Consider the following 19,202-nt stretch of genomic DNA (forward strand, 5'->3'; position numbering starts at 1 on the left):
AACGAGCGTATATTCAGACAGTAAACCCCAGCATCATTCCCGTATCTTCATGTTCCAGTATGTGGCAATGAGCCATGTAAGGAAAACTGGCTGGCGCACTGTGGTTGAATTTCACCAATACCTTACTTACACCACCTTCTACCCGTACCGTATCTTTCCAGCCTGAGCGATGAGCAGCAGGCGGTTGTCCGTTTTCATTAAGAATGCGAAACTGAGTACCATGAATATGAAACGGGTGCAGCATCATATCGCCTAAACCGGATATTTCCCAGCACTCATATTTCCCTTTACTGGCGGCAAATGCCGGTTTATTCATATCAAAAGTCAGTCCGTTAATCCTGTTGGCATGCATTAAATCTAATGCGTTTTTATCCGTGTGCATATTATGCATCATTTCCATATGAGACTGATGCATAGACATATGCTCCATTGGCATAGCTGATTTTCCCGCCAGTTGCTCTAAAGCCTGCATACCCATACTGTCCAGCTCAGGATCCATAGACAGCTGAAAATGGCGGTGTACAAGCTGAGACAGAGCCGGTAATACAGGCAGAGAGCTGGTAAGTTGATCGGGTAAAGATGCATCATTACGCGAAGAAAGTACAGACACACGAACTATCGGGCAGGGCTGATCAAAAGGCGGCAGATTCATGCCCATCTGTTTTACCGGTAAAGTAAGCAAATCAAAAGCTTTACCGTTACTGGTGTCAACCATTACTTCAAAACGTTCGCCGGGCAATACCGACAGGCCGGACACTGTTACTGGCTGAGGCAGAAAGCCACCGTCACTGGCAATAACATATAAAGGGCGGCCATCACTACAGGCAAAATTCAGAGTTCTAGCATTACAGCCATTAAGCAGACGTAATCGCAACCAGCCACGCGGCGCGTTATGCTGCGGATATATCTGACCATTACACAGCAGAGTATCTCCAAACCAGCCTATGGCTGCACTCATAACATCAAGCTGATAATCAATTTGTCCGGCTGTATTAAATTTTTTATCCTGTACGATCAGAGGAATATCATCTAATCCCCAGTTTTTGGGGATAGGCAGACCAGTACTGACAGTATCTTCCAGCAACAGCAAACCAGCCAGCCCCATTGCTACCTGACGGCCAGTCTGCCCATGTTGGTGCGGGTGGAACCAACATGTTGCAGCAGGCTGGCTTGAGGTAAATTCAATTACTCGTGCTTGTCCGGCTGGGATACAGGCCTGAGGTCCGCCATCTGCTTCACCCGGTACTTTCAGACCATGCCAGTGTACTGTTGTGGCTTCAGTTAATCGGTTTTGCAGTTTTATCTGTACCGGTTTGCCCCGGTAAATACGTATAGCAGGACCAAGCAAAGCACCATTATAGCCCCATGTCTGCGTCTGATATTTGCCAAAACGGCTGGTGCCCTGCTGAACAGTAAGCTGAATCCTGTTATCTTTACTGGTATCTAATAATGGCGGAATAGCCAATACCGGTAAATCCGGAGTATTCAGAGCATAAGCAGAAAGCGGTAGCGTAGCTGCGGCGCTTACCATGGCCGAATATCTGAGAAAGTCTCTTCTGTGCATAATGATTCTTATGAAGAAAAAAACAGCTTAAACCTTCACCTAAGTTGAATGTCAAGCCTTTTCTGCTGAAAAGATAACTAAAGAATATTTAAACAGAAACAGGGCACAGCATTAAATGCTGTGCCCTGCTGCAAGCAGCAGTAACCATATGGCTACTGCCGGATAATGCATTATAACCAGGTATATTTATAACCCATAGTACCTTTAAAGCCTTTGCGTTTATCACTGCCAAAATTTTTCTCGTAACGGATATCGCTGTAGAAATTACTTTGACGGGTGATTGGCAACTGAATACCCAGACCGACTTCGCCCCAGGTTTTGGCATAATCTTCTTTTAGTTTGTCACGACCAATATCAACTGATTTGGGATTAACGAAATCATGCCAGATATTCGCAATGCCATAGAAAGAGGATGACGGCAGGTTATCACGGATATCACCATTATAGCCGAAGCGCATACCTACACGACCGCGCAGTGCAGACGGATCATGCTGGTCAACATGGCGGATTCTGTCATTAAAATCATCCAGAGACAGATATTGGTATACCAGCTGAGCCTGCGGCTCTACGAACCAGTTATTTCCATATACAATAAATGATTTACCTGTTTCAGCTGATAAAGCTGCACCCCAGCCGTTCTGATGTACAGATTCGTTCGAACGGGCATTGTATTTATTGCGCAGATAAGTTACCTGACCAACAAGATCTACATAACCGCCATTATTGCCGTAGAAGGTACCATAACCACCAACACTTATTGCATCAGTACGGCCTTTGCCCGTGTAATGGTCATCAACGATGTAACCATTCTTAGCTCGGTACTGATCGCGGAAATCATTTTCATTATGGCCATAAGCTACATAGCCGCCAATATGCCGACGTGTTCCGGTTTTCTCATTTTCATCCAGAATAAAATCATGACCAATCTGTAATACAGATTGATTACCGGCGGTATCCAGACGTTTTTTACCATCTTTATCCAGATGTTTAACCAGAACTCTGCCCCATGTCTGCTGCTGATCATCACCAAGAGCAGTATTATTTGAGCCTGTGATATTGTAAGTCTGGTTTTCACCGCGGCGCTCATGTAATGTACCAACCGTGGTAAAGCCAAGTTCCATATCTGCTGTAGGCATCTGCACATAACCGGAAACCGGTTCTGCATAAATTGGTACTTCTGTTATAGGTGGTGCTGGCAAAATAGGCTTATCAGGAGCAGTAGGTTCGGAAATATTAGGATCAGTAGGTCCAGACACATTAGGATCAGTAGGTTCGGAAATATTAGGATCAGTAGGTCCAGACACACTAGGATTAGTTGGTTCAGGTGTTTTATTTTGTGCAGTTAATGTCCATGCATAATCAGTTCCTGAAGTAGTATCTATTTTTTTAAGCTGAGCTTCACCGGCATTGGTAGTCGGAGCGGAACCGGTAAAATCATTGCCGCTACTCTTACCGGCTACATGCACCACAACTGCAGAATGAATAGGTATCTCTTTCAGGGTCACATCGCCATAGATACCGTTTAATGTCTGCACTGTTGTAGCGGCACCGTCTACATCGCCATGAATATCAACGCGGTCGCTATAAGAAGTGCCATCCTTATTCCATACAGTATTAACACGCATCAGACCGCCACCGGTATAGTTACCATTAACAGTGATAGTATGGTACTGGTCTTTGTCACCGGCATTAACTTCAGATACTTTCGGAAATATAATTGTCCCGGTAGTGTTTTGCAGCTTTGTTAATACAGAGTTTCCGGTATTGTTCCAGATACCCTGATTATCCAGATTTATTTTTCCTGAATCGGAATTGTCTGTTATACCGGTAAAGTTTTTGGTATTTAGGGCAGAAATAAATCCTGTGTTAGCATTAATCAGATTACCTTCGAATTCCTGTGTATTGATAAATTCAATTTCACCTGTACTGCTTTTAGTATTGGTTATATCCGTTTTCATAGTACCGTTATTGGTTATACCAATAGTACCCTCACTGGCATTGCTGATTGGTCTGTTCAAAGTTTTATTATTGATAATAGTAATCGTGCCATTACCAGTATTCTGAATTTGCCTCAGACTAGTATCGTTAATTCTTACACTGGTATTATTAACCACACTAGCATCTACATCACCATTGTTAGTAAATGTAATTGATCCGGAACCATCATTCTTAATATTGCCGTTTAATACAGCTTTATCTTGATTCTTAATGCTGATATTACCAGCACCACTATTAGTAATATTACCATTAATAAAGCTGTCTTTATTGTTTTCAATATTAATAGCGCCAGCCCCTCCATTAAGAATAGCGCTAGCTATCTCACCATCATTGTCCAAGGTGATAGTACCGGCATTGTTATTAGTAATATTACCGGTAATACGTCTAATACGTCTAATACGGCCGGTATCTTTGGTATTTTCAATATAGATACTGCCTGTACCATTATTTTCGATAGAGCCGGTTAACTCCTTATTGTTGGTGATCTTAATATTGTATTTATCGACAGTACTGGTATCACCGGTATTGGTGATAGTGCTGTTAAAGATTTTGTCATTAATAATCCTAATATTACCAGTATTTTGATTGGTAATAGAGCCGTTAAAGGTATTTCCATAATTGTGAATAAAAATAATGCCGGTACCGGTTGCATCATTATCAATGTCACCTTGAAAATTGCCTTCATGCTCATTATCAATGTTAAGATGACCACCGGAATTAGTAATTTTAGAGTAATTAGCCTCACCGCTGTTTTCGATCTTAACACTACCGTTTATATTAGTAATATCACCCTCAATAGTAGAGGTTTTTGCCTTGTTGTTAATATAAATACTGCCACCATTAGCATTATTAATATGGCTATTAATTGTAGTACCTTCTTCATTGTTGTTAACAGTAATATAACCAGTGTTATTATAAATATTGCCGGTAAAAGAAGAGTCTTTTTTATTGTTGTTTACAACAATATTACCATCGCGATTTTCAATAGTGCTCTTTAAATCTTTATTGTTATCAATCCAGATATTATCAACATTATTTTTAGTACCGGTATTGGTGATAGAGCCATTAATGGTACCGTTATTGATAATCATAATAGCACCAGTATTCTGATTGGTAATTTTACTATTAACAGTACCCTCATTATTCAGAGTAATCATGCCGGTACTGGTTGCATCGTTATCAATGGCACTTTGAAAATCGCCGCTATCCTTATTTTTAATGTCAATTTTACCAGCACCGGAATTAGTAACTTTTCTATAGAGAACAGTCAAACCGCTGTTATTGATATTAATGGAACCGGCCTGACTATTAGTAATATTACCACTAATAATAGCGCTGTCTGTATTGTTATTAACAGTAATATTACCATTCTCAGCATTATTATTAATATCGCTATCAATTACAGATTCGTTTCCATTGTTGTTAACAGTAATATTACCGGACTGATTGTTATTAATAACGCCATAAATAGAAGATCTATCAGTGGGAGAGCTGTTTTCATTGTTGTTAATAACAATAGTACCATTGCCATCATTATTAATAGTGCTGCCAAAAGCATTATAGTTATTAATCAGGATATCACCGGTATTTTCGATACTGCCGCCAAAGCTATCTTTATTGATAATTTGAATAATACCAGTATTTTTATTTGATATATGGCTGACTACATGACCTTCATTTTTTATACTAATTAAACCGGTACTGGTCGCATCGTTTTCAATGTCACTGAGAAAAGAGCCCTCATGATTATTGTTAATGATAATTTCACCATCATTGGAATTTGTAATTTTTTTAGTGTCATCACTACCACTAATACTACCGCTATTATTGATAGTAATGGAACCTTTCTGACTATTGGTAATACCACCTTTAATAAAAGAAGTGCTTTCATTATTGTTAACAGTAATATTCCCATCATTATTATTAATAATATCACCATTAATAGTAGTAGGATTAGTATAATCAGTTTCACCATTAACAACAGAGCTGGTTTTATTGTTGTTAATAACAATATCACCAGTATTTCCATTAAGAATATCGCTGGCTATAGTACCGGTATTAGTAATATCCATCGAACCTGTACCGGAATTTTCAATCTTATTCCGTGTATTATCATTCTGGATCTTACCGCTGTTATTGATAGTAACTGTACCGCTATCTTGATTAGTAATATTACCGGTAATAGTGGCAGAATTTTTGTTGTTAACAGTAATATTACCATTTTTAGTATTAATAATATCACCATTAATAACAGAGCTGGCTTTATTATTGTTAACAACAATGTCACCATTTTTATTATTTTTTAAAACTGAATCTCCATCAGAATATAATGTCCCATCATTGTTTACTGTTAATATTCCAGATGAATTATGAACAATTGTATCAGCGTGACTCGTTGTAGTCCCGCCTGCGTTGTTTGTAAATTTTGCGTGTTCATTAGATTCTATATCAGTAGCAATTACAGTATTGGCACCATCATTTACCGTTAAAGTACCACTATTTTCAAAAATTCCTTCGTTTCCAATGATGACTCCTGCAGCAGCTGTAAAGTCTTTTTCATCATCATCTTTAATTTTAATATCAGCTCCACCTTTAGCTGTATATTTTCCGTTTGTGATAGAAATAGCAGATACGTTTTCAGGTTCTTCGATATTTTCTGAATCAACATGAGTTGTAATATCAGTTTTACCTTTGACTTCTATAGATCCGCCTTCGATTGTAACTGTTGAATTTCCATCAGGAATATTTCCGGATGTAATGTTTAAATCTTCATCAACAATAATAGATGATGTTTCTGACGTTTGATGAATTGCATAATTTTTACCTCCTTGATCTATAGTTATGTTACCGGCATGAATTTTACCACCGTCTTTATTTTCTATTGATGCGTTTCCGTCACTACCCTCCGAAGTAATCCTAATTTCTCCTTTAACATCTATCACACTATTATCTTTATTTAGTATACCATCATTACTGAAACCTACTTTCTTCGAAGTAATCGTAATGTTCTCAGCGCCTATCGTACTATTTTCTATATTTTGTATACCATTACTGAAACCTTTGTCATCGTTAATTGTCAGATCTTTTCCAACAGTTAATGTAGACCCTCCCGAATTCACGATAGTATCCGCTTTGTTCCCCATATTAGTTGCTGTCAGGTTTTCATCAATTTCTACTATTGAACTGCCTGCAATAGCTAAAGCATTAGTGCCTTTTGAGTTAACTTTATTTGTAGTCGTTATATTTGTAGCCTTCAGTGTGGATCCTCCATCTACATTAATTACTTTTTTGACTTTAGTTGTCCCAGTGGCTTCAATTTTTTTACCTTCTTCTCCAATTAACTCTGCGCCACCTGATGCAGAAATTTCAGTATAAGTTTTGTCGTCTGGTAACGAAGGTAACGAACATTTAGTTCCTGAAACTACAACACTTCCTGCGTTATTGTCACAGGGAGCAGGATCAGCAGCATATGAGCCTAAACTGGTTAAAGCAAGGGCAACAGCTGCAGCGATTTTGGCACAGTTATTTTTAGTTTTACCACGTACTAGTTCCGAACAGGCTACCCATGTCTGTGTTGCTTCACTCCATTTGGATTTATATATGTTATTCATCACTTCCCCTTGCTTACTCAAATATTTAAAAATAAACAGTAGCTATAAATTTACGAATTTGTTTAATTTACACACTAATTGCTAATTAACAAATAAAAATAATCTTATACGAAATAATTATATAAGATATGTTATACCATATTCAAATTAGGTTAACTTTATGATAAAAACATTAGTGTATATCAGTGCCGGAAAGTTGATCAAAATGTTTTAGAAAAATAAGTGTTTTCATAAGAATAAAAGTAAATATGCTATTTGATATTTTGACGTGTAAAAAAGCAAATTTAATATTTATAAGTTATAACGTTCTCCAGATTAATAACACTGGGTGTGATTGTGAGAATTAAAAATGTTAATAAAAATTGTTGTTATTTATCAGTTTTTTTGTTTTATGTTTAAGTAATATTGCCGGAATAGTAGCTAGTACTGGCGCAAGATTTACGGATAATTAAAAAAAAAGATTAAAAATCAGGAATAAGTGTATTAATTGTGCAACTATATGCATGTAAAAAGGATTTTATTCTAAAATTAATAATTTTATGTTAATTTTTAAAATATGATTAGTTGATCTGTTAAAGCTAAATTCGGAGAAATGTGTCTGTTATAAAGTATGATTAACCAAAGTTTTTTTATGATGAATAAATGTTAAATGAAAGTTACTGTTTTAATGTAAATGTATCATCCGGTCTGAAATATATTCCGCATATAGATGATAAAAATCATAATTAAACAATTTTTTAGTAGCTATATTTTAAAATACTATTTGCGGAATATAATAAACATAATTTTTAGCTTAAAATATTTATAGGGTGTGTTTTCTGTGAGTATTGAATGAAAATGCGTGTCTGTATAATAAAAATTACAGTGTTTATTATTTGTGCATATAATTTTAATAAGCAATAAAAAGCCGCTTTCAGCGGCTTTTTTGATAAAAACTCTGTTTTCTGATACAGAATTTTATGGGTTATTTGGTGGGTCCAGTGGGGTTCGAACCCACGACCAAGGGATTATGAGTCCCCTGCTCTAACCCCTGAGCTACAGACCCGTAAGCCGCGTATTGTAACCAATACGGATGGGTATTGCAAGGTTTTACATAAAAAATCATCCGCTCTTGGCGGATGATTCTGGTTTTAAACAAAAAAATGTTTATTGTTTATTTTCGTCACTATCAAGAAAGCTTTTCAGCCGGTCAGAGCGGGTAGGGTGGCGCAGTTTGCGCAGGGCTTTTGCTTCAATCTGACGGATGCGCTCACGGGTAACATCAAACTGTTTACCGACTTCCTCAAGTGTATGATCGGTATTCATGTCGATACCGAAACGCATGCGCAGTACTTTGGCTTCGCGCGGAGTCAGGCTTTCAAGTACATCTTTGGTTACTTCGCGCAGACTGGAGTACATGGCTGCATCTGCCGGTGCGACGTTGTTGGCGTCTTCGATAAAGTCGCCCAGATGAGAATCATCATCATCACCAATCGGAGTTTCCATTGAAATAGGCTCTTTGGCAATTTTCATGATTTTGCGGATTTTGTCTTCCGGCATTTCCATCAGTTCAGCCAGTTTGGCAGAATCAGCTTCTTCGCCGTTTTCCTGCAGATACTGGCGTGAGATACGGTTCATTTTGTTGATGGTTTCAATCATGTGTACCGGAATACGAATGGTACGCGCCTGATCAGCTATAGAGCGGGTAATTGCCTGACGAATCCACCATGTGGCATAGGTGGAAAATTTATAGCCACGGCGATATTCAAATTTATCTACGGCTTTCATCAGGCCGATGTTACCTTCCTGAATTAGGTCGAGAAATTGCAGACCGCGGTTGGTGTATTTTTTGGCAATGGAAATCACCAGACGCAGGTTGGCCTGAATCATTTCCTGTTTGGCTGCGGCAGTTTCCTGCTCGCTTTTCACCATGTTTTTGTTAATCTGTTTAAGCTCATCCAGTGAGATCTGGGCAGACTGCTCCAGATTGGCCAGTTCGGTCTGTTTTTCGATGATGGCATACTGAAAACGGCGCAATGCTTCATTCCATACGCGGTTCAGGGAGAGTTCTTCATCTACCCAGCCCAAGTCGGTAGTACGATTGGTAAAGCTTTTAATAAAATAGTCGCGTTCCATGTGGACGCGGTTCAGGGCAATATCGCGAATCTCACGTTCAAGCTGTCTTACCTGATTAACGCGCATACGCAGATTGTCGCACAGGCTTTCAATCTGACGGGTAGCGAAACGCACCTGTAGCAGTTGTTCGGCAATTTCCTGCTGTAATTTCAGGTAATCGGCATGGTGACTGCCTTTTTCCTGTAAGGTGGCAACCATGGTATCGTACAGGTTTTGAATGCCGTCGAAATGTTCGAGTGTTTTCTGGCGCAGTTCTTCAAGATTAGCTGAAGCGGCCAGTGCTGCACTCTCTTCATCATTTTCTTCATCATCAACGTCTACACTGTCATCACTGTCATCAGTAATTTCGGTGTCTTCGTTTTTGGTATCAAGACCAATGCCCAGTTCATCCAGCAGCTCTTCATGCGGGTCGACAATGGCTTCGACTATTTCGTCTACTTTGATTTCGTCTTTGCGCACGGCATCAATCAAAGCAAGTATTTCTGCTACTGATCCCGGACATGCGGAAATGGCCTGAATCATGTTACGCAGGGCATTTTCGATTTTTTTGGCGATGATGATTTCATCTTCACGGGTCAGTAAGTCTACCTGTCCCATTTCACGCATATACATACGTACCGGATCGGTGGTTCGTCCAAATTCGTTGTCGGCATTGGATAGTGCTGCTTCTGCTTCTGCTACAGCATCGTCATCGGTCATGTTGGCGGTGTTGTCGCTCATGAGCAGACTTTCGGCATCAGGTGCTTCTTCTGTAACCTGGATACCCAGACCGGAGATCATCGATACAATGTTGTCAATCTGATCGGCATCAGACATTTCGTCGGGCAGGGCATCATTGATTTCGGCGTAGGTAATATAACCACGCTCTTTACCCTGAATAATCAGCTGACGCAGGCGGGCACGCTGTTCTTCTGCGGTTAACGGGCGAGTATCATCCTGTTCCTGACTGGTATCAATAGTGGATTTCTTAGGTGTGGAGTTTGCCATATTTTACTCGATGTATTCACAACGACTTTGTCGCTGCAAGCGTTTACAATAACCGCCGGTTTATACTGACGGCATTTTGGACGGACTTAAAAGTAGCAGTAGTAACTGTTTTTCGTCGGCACTTAGTCGCTCATGCTGGAGTTTGCGCTTCAACGCATCAATCTGCTGTGTTTTAAGGTTGTCCAGTAATTTTTGCATGCCCTGTCTGAATGTGGTGCAGTCATCTTCATTGCCTGGCTGCATGACATCCGGTGAGTCCATATAATCATGAATAATCTGCCGGATAACGGGTTCAAATTCAGTATTACGCATCAGTTCCAGCACGGCACCACTGTTTAACGGGGTAACGGAGGCTTGAATACGTTCGGCCAGCGCGGCGAGGCATGCATAATCGCCGTGCAGGTCCAGATATTCTGGTAGTTCTATATATACGGCCCATTGCGGATTTATCAATAGCGCGCGTATCTGCTTTTGCACTAATGACATGACTGGCGGTTGCCGGAAAGTATTGCGGGGTAATTGATAACTTTTCTGTCTGATAGTCTGAGGTCTGGGCAGTTCCTGCCCGAGCAGTTGTGCCAGATTGTGTTCATCAATACCTACTTTCTGACTAAGTTCCTGACGCAGCAGAAAAGAAAGTGCCGGTGCTTTGATTTGCGCCAGTAAAGGACTGGCGGTTTTAATTAACTCTGCTTTGCCTTCCTGTGTATCCATATCAATATTTTCTGTCAGTACCTGCCAGAAATAGGCTGATAGTGGCAGACTCTGATTGAGTAATGCATCTTCAAATGGTTTTAATCCATAGCTGCGTACATAACTGTCAGGATCGTGTTCGGCCGGTAAGAACAGAAAGTGTAAAATTTTGTCGTCTTTTAACTGGGGTAAGGCATTTTCTAAAGCCCGCCAGGCTGCTTTTTTACCTGCGCTGTCGCCGTCAAAGCAAAAATAGATATGATCGCTTTGCCGCATCAGTAAGCGCACATGTTCGGCGGTGGTGGCTGTACCGAGTGCGGCTACTGCATAGCCCAGACCAAACTGTGCCAGGGCAACTACGTCCATATAACCTTCTACTACCAGTACACGCTGTGCTTCTTTAATGGCGGCACGTGCTTCATACAGGCCATACAGATTACGACCTTTATCAAACAAGGGAGTTTCAGGTGAATTAAGATATTTAGGTTCGCCTGAATCCAGAATGCGCGCACCAAACCCGATAATCTGACCACGGGTACTGCGGATTGGAAACATAATACGGTTACGGAACCGGTCGTAATGGCGGTCGTCTTTGGTGATGACCATACCGCTGTTTACCAGTGCATTGCTTGGATAGGGCTGGAATACTTTTGCCAGTGCCTGCCAGTCATCAGGTGCATAGCCCAAACCATAATGAAGAATGATTTCATCGCTCAGCCCGCGCTGCTGTAAGTAATTCTGAGCACTTGGCGAGGTTTTAAGTTGTTGCTGGTAAAAGGTGGCGGCATCAGCTGTGGTTTGTTCCAGTGTCTGCTGTTGCTGTTTAAGGGCTTTATGTGCCTGTGAGTTGCTGTTGCCGATCTGTCTGGGTACGGTCATTCCGATCCGGTCGGCCAAAAATTGCACAGCTTCCTGAAAGCTTAATCCTTGATATTCCATGATAAAGCCAATGGCTGAACCATGTACACCGCAGCCAAAGCAATGATAGAACTGTTTGCTGGGGCTGACAGAAAAGGAAGGAGATTTTTCTTTGTGAAAAGGGCAGCAGGCCATGTAGTTGGCACCGCTTTTTTTTAACGGTACAAACTCTTCAATTACATCGACGACATCAATTTTATTTAATAATTCGTCAATAAATTCACTGGGAATCATGCCAACTATGCCTGCTATCTTCAATATGAAAGATTGGAAAACGGTCTTTCTGATCTGCTGTTATGGTTAGTGCAGATAACTTTTAATTCAAAAGCTGTTTGATTTTTTTGCTGACTTCACTCATATCAGCTTTACCGGCCAGTGTTTTTTTCAGTACACCCATAACTTTACCCATATCACTTGGCTGCGCAGCGCCTGTGCTGGTTATGGCTTCTTTAATTGCTGCGTCAATTTCAGCTTCGTCGAGCATTTTGGGCAGATAATTTTGCAGCAGATCGATTTCTGACTGTTCTTTTTCTGCCAGATCAGTTCTGCCAGCTTCGGTATACATGCGTACAGACTCTTTGCGCTGTTTCACCATTTTGCTGATAATAGCTATGAAGCGGGTATCGTCTACTTCGATTCGTTCATCTACTTCGATCTGTTTTATTGCAGCCAGTGCCATTCGAATGGTGGACAGGGTAGCTGAATCATGATTGCGCAAGGCAGTTTTCATATCTTCTTGCAGTTGTTGTTTCAGGCTCATAATATTGCTCGCAATAAATAAAAATTAAATTAGTTTAGTATGATACTGCTAAAATTGCGGTGCTTCAGATAGTTATTTCTGTAAAATGCAAATACCGCAAGCAATAGCCTGCGGTATTGTTTTCAATTGTATTTATTTCCGGTTACCAAAAAATGATAAACCGGAGCTACCAATTAATAGAATTTTGGTGGCAATTGCTGGCTGCGCAAGCGTTTCTGTAAACGTTTTACGGCTGCTGCTTTTTTACGCTTACGTTCAGTAGTTGGTTTTTCGTAAGCTTCACGAGCACGCAGTTCGGTCATCAGACCGGTTTTTTCAACAGAGCGTTTAAAGCGACGCATCGCAACTTCAAAAGGTTCATTTTCTTTTACACGTACAGAAGGCATGTTTTTTCCTGAATAAATGAGTTTTGATGCTGATTACTATATTAATCAGCTAAATATTTAAATATTGCCACTTAGGGCTAGGGCGGTGTTTACGGTACCGCATAACCGTTTACAACATCACCTCCTAAGGTGTAAATAATGGCTATATCTGTAATAAACAAAGTAATAACAGACATAGGTTTATTTTAAAAATAAGGCAGAATTATGTCTGATTAAATATCGTTCGTCAAGATGATATTTAACGGATATATATATGAATATTTATCAGGAAAGATTGCTCAGACGCGGTTTACGCGGCGAATCTGAGGTACAGAGTGCAGATCCCGTGTAATCTGGTTCAGCTGGTCTAGATCTTTTACCTGTAAAACAAAGCGAAATTCGATAAATCCCTCAATGCCTTCAAGTTTTTTCGATGTTGTTTCAACCGACTTAATATCACCACCATTAGAGGAAATCGCCTGAGCAATAGTGGCCAGTAAGCCATGGCTATCGATTGCATTCAGACACAGTGTTGTTTGATAGTTGCTTGCCTGCATAATATCCCAGTTAGCATCAAGCTGAAGCTCAGGATCTGTTTTCAGAATGGTGTTGCAAGTGTCACGATGAATGATGATTCCCTGATCTTTGATTAATAGGGCTTTAATAGTATCGCCGGGAATAGGGTGGCAGCATTTGGCCAGATGAATATGGGTAGATTCATTGCCGGTAAGATTAATGGGTGCCAGTTTAATGGTGTTGTTAAAGTGTTCTCCGGCCAGCTCTGCGATGTGCATGGCTATGGAAACCGGTTGCAACAATCCCATACCAACTTCGCACAGGATATTTTCAAAGGAAGTATTTTTCTGTTGTAAATCGGCCAGATATTTATCTTTCAGGCTGTCTGAAAGTAAAACGTTTTCCGGTAACAGGCTGGAGAGTGCTTTTTGTAATAATTTCTCACCCAGACGGATAGCATCTGAGCGATTCATTTTTTTAATCTGGCTGCGAATGGCGCTGCGTGCATGGCTGGAAACGGCAAAATCAAGCCATGCCGGGGTAGGATGACCATTGCTGGAGGTAATGATTTCTACTGTATCACCAGTGTGCAGCCGGGTACGTAATGGCATGAGATTGTGATTAATACGTGCTGAAACAGTGCGATTACCAATGCCGGTGTGAACTGCATAAGCAAAATCCACCGGTGTTGCACCTTCCGGTAAGGTAATGATTTTGCCTTTGGGGGTGAAAACGTATACCTCGTTTGGAAACAGATCAGTTTTTACATGTTCAAAGAATTCAATGGCGTTGGCACTATGCGCCTGAATATCAAGTATGCTTTGCAGCCATTGATTAGTACGCATCTGAGCTTGATCAAAACTATTCTGTTCACCATCTTTGTGCATCCAGTAACTGGCTATACCGCGTTCGGCAATGGTATCCATTTCATGTGTACGAATCTGTACTTCAATTGGCAGACCATACGGACCTACCAGTATGGTGTGCAGACTCTGGTAACCATTATTTTTAGGGATGGCGATATAGTCTTTGATTCTTCCCGGCTTAGGCTTATAAAGATTATGCAGTACGCCTAAAGCGGTATAGCAGGCCGGTATATTATTAACGATAACTCTGAATGCATATATATCCATTACGTCTGCAAAATGGAGATTTTTCCGGCGCATTTTTTCATATATGCTATAAAGATTTTTTTCCCGGCCTCTTACCTGTGCCTCGATATTGGCACTAACCAGACGCTGGCTGAATGCGCGCAGTACTTTTCCTACCACGTCACGCCGGTTACGCCGGGATGACTGAATAGCTTTGGCGAGTACTTCATAGCGATGCGGATACAAATGCTTGAATGCCAGATCCTGTAATTCGCGGTACACATGGTTTAATCCGATGCGATTGGCCAGCTGTGCATAGATTTCCATGGTTTCCTGAGCAATACGTCTTCGGCTGGCTGGTTTTTTTGCTGACAGTGTGCGCATATTGTGCAGCCGGTCTGACAGCTTGACAATGATCACCCGTACGTCCTGAGTCATTGCCATAATAAGCTTGCGGAAACTTTCAGCCTGTGCTTCCTGCTGGCTGTTATATTCCAGTTTTTCCAGTTTCGATAGACCGTCAACCATATTGGCTATGGTTTCTCCGAATACGGCTATAATTTCTTCTTTGGTGGTACCGGTATCTTCCAGTACGTCGTGTAATACACCTGCACATAAAGCCTGAATGTCTACATGCCATTCAGCCAGTTGTGTCGCCACCGCTATAGGGTGGGTAATATAGGGCAGGCCACTATTGCGAAACTGTCCCTGATGTGCAGTTGCACCGAATTCGCAGGCTTTGCCAAGTAATCGCAGATCATCTTTTCCGAGGTAGGATGCGGTGTGCAATAATTTATTCTGTGCCTCGGTAATAATGGCATGATAGCTGTTTTCTATTTGCTGCTCACAGCATTTAAGTTGTGAGGCAATATCGGTATATGCTGAGGTATTAATTTCGTTTAAAATTTTCATCCCCACCTGTCCTAATGCATGGCTTGGCAGGTGAGAATCTGAAGTACCTAAATCTTCAAAAGCAATTTTGATTAAAACGGCAGCAAGAGCCTGTACTCTGTGCAGATTTTGGGCAAGAGATGTAGTAATGGCAAAACTGCGTTCCAGTAATGCAGTTTTGCCAGTTTTGTCTGCAAGAGAATATATATAGGCGCATGCCTGTTCCAGCAATTCCCAGCGTTCTTGTTTATTCAGATATTCTGTATGTGCGAAAAGATTATCTCGCCATTGGTTTACTGGTGGTTTATAAGGCACGCTGGGGGGGTACATGGCTGTTTGCCTGTATTATTTTTGCTGGTTAAGTAATTCTGTTCCGATTTGTCCGCCGGCAATTTCGCGCAAGGCAATGACAGTCGGTTTATCATGATCTTCTTCGACCAGTGCAGTAGCGCCGTTGGCAAGCTGACGGGCGCGTAAAGCAGCTATCATGGTCAGGTCAAAATGATTCGGAATACGTCCGATACAATCTTCTACAGTGATACGAGCCATAATCTGAGTTCCATTCCTGATATCAGGATAAGTAATAAAAGGTAAATAAATTATTTTTCGGATAAAATTTGTATAATTGTCTGGCTTTGTGCTTTGGCACGCAAGCCAACTGAGCGAATAATCGCCAGCAGGTCATTTTCTGCTTGAGTAATCTCTTCATTAACAATCACATAATCGAATAAAAGGCTTTGCTCTATTTCTTCACGTGATTTTTCCAGCCGGTAGGCTATTACATCTTCACTATCTGTGCCTCTGTTTCGCAGACGTTCGTTCAGTTCAGCCATTGACGGAGGCAGAATAAAAATGCTGGTGGCTTCCGGTAATAAACGGCGGATCTGTTCAGCACCCTGCACATCTATTTCCAGAATAACGTTATAGCCCTGTTTTGATAATGACTCAACAGCTTTTAAACTGGTGCCGTAATAATTACCATAGACATTTGCATGTTCTATGAAAGCATTGGCAGCAATCATTTGCTCAAATTCATCACGGCTGACAAAATGGTAATGAATGCCATTTTGTTCTCCATCTCGCGGCATTCTGGTGGTGTGGGAGATAGAAATACGGATATCAGGCTGACAGGCACTCAGACGTGAAACCAGAGTGGTTTTGCCTGTTCCGGAAGCGGCGGAAACAATGAAAATATGTCCAGATTGCAACATAATAAAAATTTAGCGGTTACGGTGATTAATTATGCCACAACCGTGATTATTGCGCCAATCTGGAGATAATATTCTTACTCTTTTATGCGACTGGGCAGTATCTTTCATTTCATGCTGTTTTCGGCTAAAATGCTTAATTCAATTTCCTGCTGATTGTCATGACCAAGTTTATTTTTGTAACTGGCGGTGTGGTCTCTTCACTGGGTAAAGGCATTGCCGCTGCGTCTACTGCTGCTATTTTAGAATCCCGTGGTTTAAAAGTAACCATGCTTAAACTGGATCCCTATATTAATGTTGATCCGGGTACAATGAGTCCTTTTCAGCATGGGGAAGTATTTGTTACTGATGATGGTGCTGAAACAGATCTGGATCTCGGGCATTACGAGCGCTTTATTGATGCTACGATGCAAAAGCGCAATAATTTTACATCCGGTCAGGTGTATGAAAGTGTAATTCATAAAGAACGCCGCGGTGATTATCTGGGGGGCACTGTTCAGGTTATTCCCCACATTACTGATGAAATCAAACGCAAAATTCATGAAGGTGCTGCCGGTTTCGATGTGGCGATTGTCGAAATCGGGGGTACGGTAGGTGATATTGAGTCTTTGCCTTTTCTGGAAGCCATCAGACAAATGCGCAGCCAGCAGGGACGAACCAATACCCTTTTTGTTCATCTTTCCTATGTACCGTATATTGCGGCCGCAGGTGAGATAAAAACCAAACCGACCCAGCATTCCGTTAAAGAATTACGTGAAATCGGTATTCAGCCGGATGTGCTTATCTGCCGTATGGACCGGCCGATGCCGGAAGAAGAAAAACGTAAGATCGCTTTATTCTGTAATGTTGAAGAGCGTGCGGTTATAAGCTGTTATGATGTTAATAGCATTTATGAAGTGCCGGCAATGCTTCATGATCAGGGTATTGACAATATTATCTGTGAGCAGCTGCAACTGAATGTTCAGCAGGCCGATCTGACTGCATGGAATAAGATTGTTTATTTGGTACAACATCCGAAACACAAAGTAAAAATTGCCATGGTCGGCAAATATGTCGATTTAACTGAGTCATATAAATCTTTGTCGGAAGCTTTAAAGCATGCCGGTATTCAGACCGAAACTGAAGTAGATATTCATTATATTGATAGTGAAGCTCTGGAAATAGAAGGAACGGCCTGCTTAGAAGACATGGATGCCATACTGGTTCCCGGTGGTTTCGGTACGCGTGGTGTTGAAGGGAAAATCGCTGCTGTTCGTTATGCGCGTGAAAAGCAAATTCCTTATCTGGGTATCTGTCTGGGCATGCAAATCGCGCTGATTGAATATGCACGTGATGTGGCTAATCTGGATGGGGCCAATTCAACTGAATTTGATCTGAAAACCCAGCATCCTGTTGTTGCTTTGATTAGTGAGTGGCAGGATAGAGACGGGCAGATTGAAAAGCGCGATGTTAATACTAATCTTGGCGGTACGATGCGTTTAGGCGCACAAGAAGTTAAACTGGCTGACGGCTCATTGGCGAGAAACATTTATGGTAATGAGTTGATTCGCGAGCGTCATCGTCATCGTTATGAAGTTAATAACTACTATGTGCCACAGTTAGAACAGGCTGGTTTGGTTATTGGTGGTGTATCTACCGGGCATGAGCATTTGGTTGAAACAATTGAATTACCGAATCACCCTTGGTTTTTTGCTTGTCAGTTTCATCCTGAGTTTACTTCAACACCAAAAAATGGCCATCCTTTGTTTACAGCCTTTATTAAAGCAGCATTAGCTTATAAAAAATAAATTATTATAGTTTTTATTAGAATCAGGCTATCCGGGTTTCCGGATAGCCTGATTTTTTATTTATATCAAGATTAATTTTGCTATCACTGATTACATTTTGTATGATGAATTAAATTATTACTAACTGCACATCAAAATTTTACTTATGAAGAAAGTTATTTTGCTGGTTATTGTGGCACTGGGATTATGGTTGTGGTTGCAAAGCACAACAGACGAGCGGCCAAAAAGTCAGGCACAGGAACAGGTAATTAATTCTTTTAAATCTATGCGGCATAGTTTTACTGCTGCACCTGTTGCAAGTAATTCAAAGGAAAATGTGTCGATTGAGCAAGCTCAAAAAGAAAATCTTGATAAAGTACAGGTATATGGAGAAGGTAAAGTTATTAAAACATTACCTGATGATAATAAAGGCAGTCGTCATCAGCGTTTTATACTGCGTACAGGCACAGATAGTACGGTTTTAATAGTGCATAATATTGATTTAGCACCGAGGCTGAGTAATTTGCAGCGTGGTGACACAGTTGGCTTTTCTGGTGAGTATATCAGTAACAACTGTGGCGGATTAGTCCATTGGACACACCATGATCCAAAGCATCGTCATCATGATGGCTGGCTGTTATATAAAAATAAGCGTTATCAATAGCAATCGTTTATTGATATCTTATCCATTAATATTTTATCATTTAGAAATGGGCATT

11 protein-coding genes and 1 tRNA gene are annotated in these 19,202 nt (G+C 40.8%); 2 read left to right on the forward strand and 10 right to left on the reverse strand.

Translation table 11 applies throughout. The features are described 5' to 3' along the window. Positions 1-13 precede the first annotated feature (13 nt). From cueO to gmk, 10 genes are all read right to left on the reverse strand, one after another. Entirely contained in the window at positions 14-1,564 is a 1,551-nt protein-coding gene (cueO, locus tag H3U82_RS01905) for a multicopper oxidase CueO (protein ID WP_198208946.1), read from the reverse strand. A gap of 170 nt (positions 1,565-1,734) precedes the next feature. After that, the gene (locus H3U82_RS01910) at positions 1,735-7,173 is read right to left on the reverse strand and encodes an autotransporter outer membrane beta-barrel domain-containing protein (RefSeq protein ID WP_198209950.1); all 5,439 of its coding nucleotides are present in this window, start codon (positions 7,171-7,173) and stop codon (positions 1,735-1,737) included. 969 nt (positions 7,174-8,142) lie between these two features. Beyond that, positions 8,143-8,218: transfer RNA gene (locus H3U82_RS01915), tRNA-Ile, on the reverse strand. A 101-nt stretch (positions 8,219-8,319) separates the two neighbouring features. Beyond that, entirely contained in the window at positions 8,320-10,275 is a 1,956-nt protein-coding gene (rpoD, locus tag H3U82_RS01920) for an RNA polymerase sigma factor RpoD (protein ID WP_198208948.1), read from the reverse strand. Positions 10,276-10,335: 60 nt separating this feature from the next. Beyond that, on the reverse strand, positions 10,336-12,120 hold the full coding sequence (gene dnaG, locus H3U82_RS01925) for a DNA primase (protein WP_100125895.1): 1,785 nt from the start codon (positions 12,118-12,120) through the stop codon (positions 10,336-10,338). Positions 12,121-12,202: 82 nt separating this feature from the next. Beyond that, complete coding sequence (locus H3U82_RS01930) at positions 12,203-12,646, reverse strand: GatB/YqeY domain-containing protein (protein WP_110414365.1); 444 nt, start codon at positions 12,644-12,646, stop codon at positions 12,203-12,205. Positions 12,647-12,819: 173 nt separating this feature from the next. Then, positions 12,820-13,032 (reverse strand): 30S ribosomal protein S21, encoded by a 213-nt coding sequence (gene rpsU / locus H3U82_RS01935; RefSeq protein ID WP_025331051.1) that lies wholly within the window; start codon positions 13,030-13,032, stop codon positions 12,820-12,822. Between the two features lie 278 nt (positions 13,033-13,310). After that, on the reverse strand, positions 13,311-15,839 hold the full coding sequence (locus H3U82_RS01940) for a bifunctional (p)ppGpp synthetase/guanosine-3',5'-bis(diphosphate) 3'-pyrophosphohydrolase (protein ID WP_025331050.1): 2,529 nt from the start codon (positions 15,837-15,839) through the stop codon (positions 13,311-13,313). 15 nt (positions 15,840-15,854) lie between these two features. Then, positions 15,855-16,058 carry a DNA-directed RNA polymerase subunit omega gene (rpoZ, locus tag H3U82_RS01945; RefSeq protein ID WP_025331049.1) on the reverse strand — a complete coding sequence of 68 codons (204 nt, stop codon included), beginning with the start codon at positions 16,056-16,058 and terminating at the stop codon, positions 15,855-15,857. Between the two features lie 50 nt (positions 16,059-16,108). Next, entirely contained in the window at positions 16,109-16,720 is a 612-nt protein-coding gene (gmk, locus tag H3U82_RS01950; protein WP_025331048.1) for a guanylate kinase, read from the reverse strand. Between the two features lie 158 nt (positions 16,721-16,878). Here gmk and H3U82_RS01955 point away from each other — a divergent pair, with 158 nt between their 5' ends. Further along, positions 16,879-18,504 carry a CTP synthase gene (locus tag H3U82_RS01955; RefSeq protein WP_198208950.1) on the forward strand — a complete coding sequence of 542 codons (1,626 nt, stop codon included), beginning with the start codon at positions 16,879-16,881 and terminating at the stop codon, positions 18,502-18,504. A 145-nt stretch (positions 18,505-18,649) separates the two neighbouring features. Then, on the forward strand, positions 18,650-19,147 hold the full coding sequence (locus H3U82_RS01960; RefSeq protein ID WP_232336092.1) for a DUF3465 domain-containing protein: 498 nt from the start codon (positions 18,650-18,652) through the stop codon (positions 19,145-19,147). Positions 19,148-19,202: the final 55 nt, after the last annotated feature.

The organism is Snodgrassella sp. W8132, from assembly GCF_016100865.1.
GTDB classification, from domain to species: domain Bacteria; phylum Pseudomonadota; class Gammaproteobacteria; order Burkholderiales; family Neisseriaceae; genus Snodgrassella; species Snodgrassella alvi.

Coding starts and splice junctions, on each gene's coding strand:
- dnaG (WP_100125895.1), bottom strand. CDS start 12,120: ATGATTCCCAGTGAATTTATTGACGAATTATTAAATAAAATTGATGTC.
- H3U82_RS01960 (WP_232336092.1), top strand. CDS start 18,650: ATGAAGAAAGTTATTTTGCTGGTTATTGTGGCACTGGGATTATGGTTG.
- rpsU (WP_025331051.1), bottom strand. CDS start 13,032: ATGCCTTCTGTACGTGTAAAAGAAAATGAACCTTTTGAAGTTGCGATG.
- rpoD (WP_198208948.1), bottom strand. CDS start 10,275: ATGGCAAACTCCACACCTAAGAAATCCACTATTGATACCAGTCAGGAA.
- rpoZ (WP_025331049.1), bottom strand. CDS start 16,058: ATGGCTCGTATCACTGTAGAAGATTGTATCGGACGTATTCCGAATCAT.
- gmk (WP_025331048.1), bottom strand. CDS start 16,720: ATGTTGCAATCTGGACATATTTTCATTGTTTCCGCCGCTTCCGGAACA.
- cueO (WP_198208946.1), bottom strand. CDS start 1,564: ATGCACAGAAGAGACTTTCTCAGATATTCGGCCATGGTAAGCGCCGCA.
- H3U82_RS01955 (WP_198208950.1), top strand. CDS start 16,879: ATGACCAAGTTTATTTTTGTAACTGGCGGTGTGGTCTCTTCACTGGGT.
- H3U82_RS01930 (WP_110414365.1), bottom strand. CDS start 12,646: ATGAGCCTGAAACAACAACTGCAAGAAGATATGAAAACTGCCTTGCGC.
- H3U82_RS01940 (WP_025331050.1), bottom strand. CDS start 15,839: ATGTACCCCCCCAGCGTGCCTTATAAACCACCAGTAAACCAATGGCGA.
- H3U82_RS01910 (WP_198209950.1), bottom strand. CDS start 7,173: ATGAATAACATATATAAATCCAAATGGAGTGAAGCAACACAGACATGG.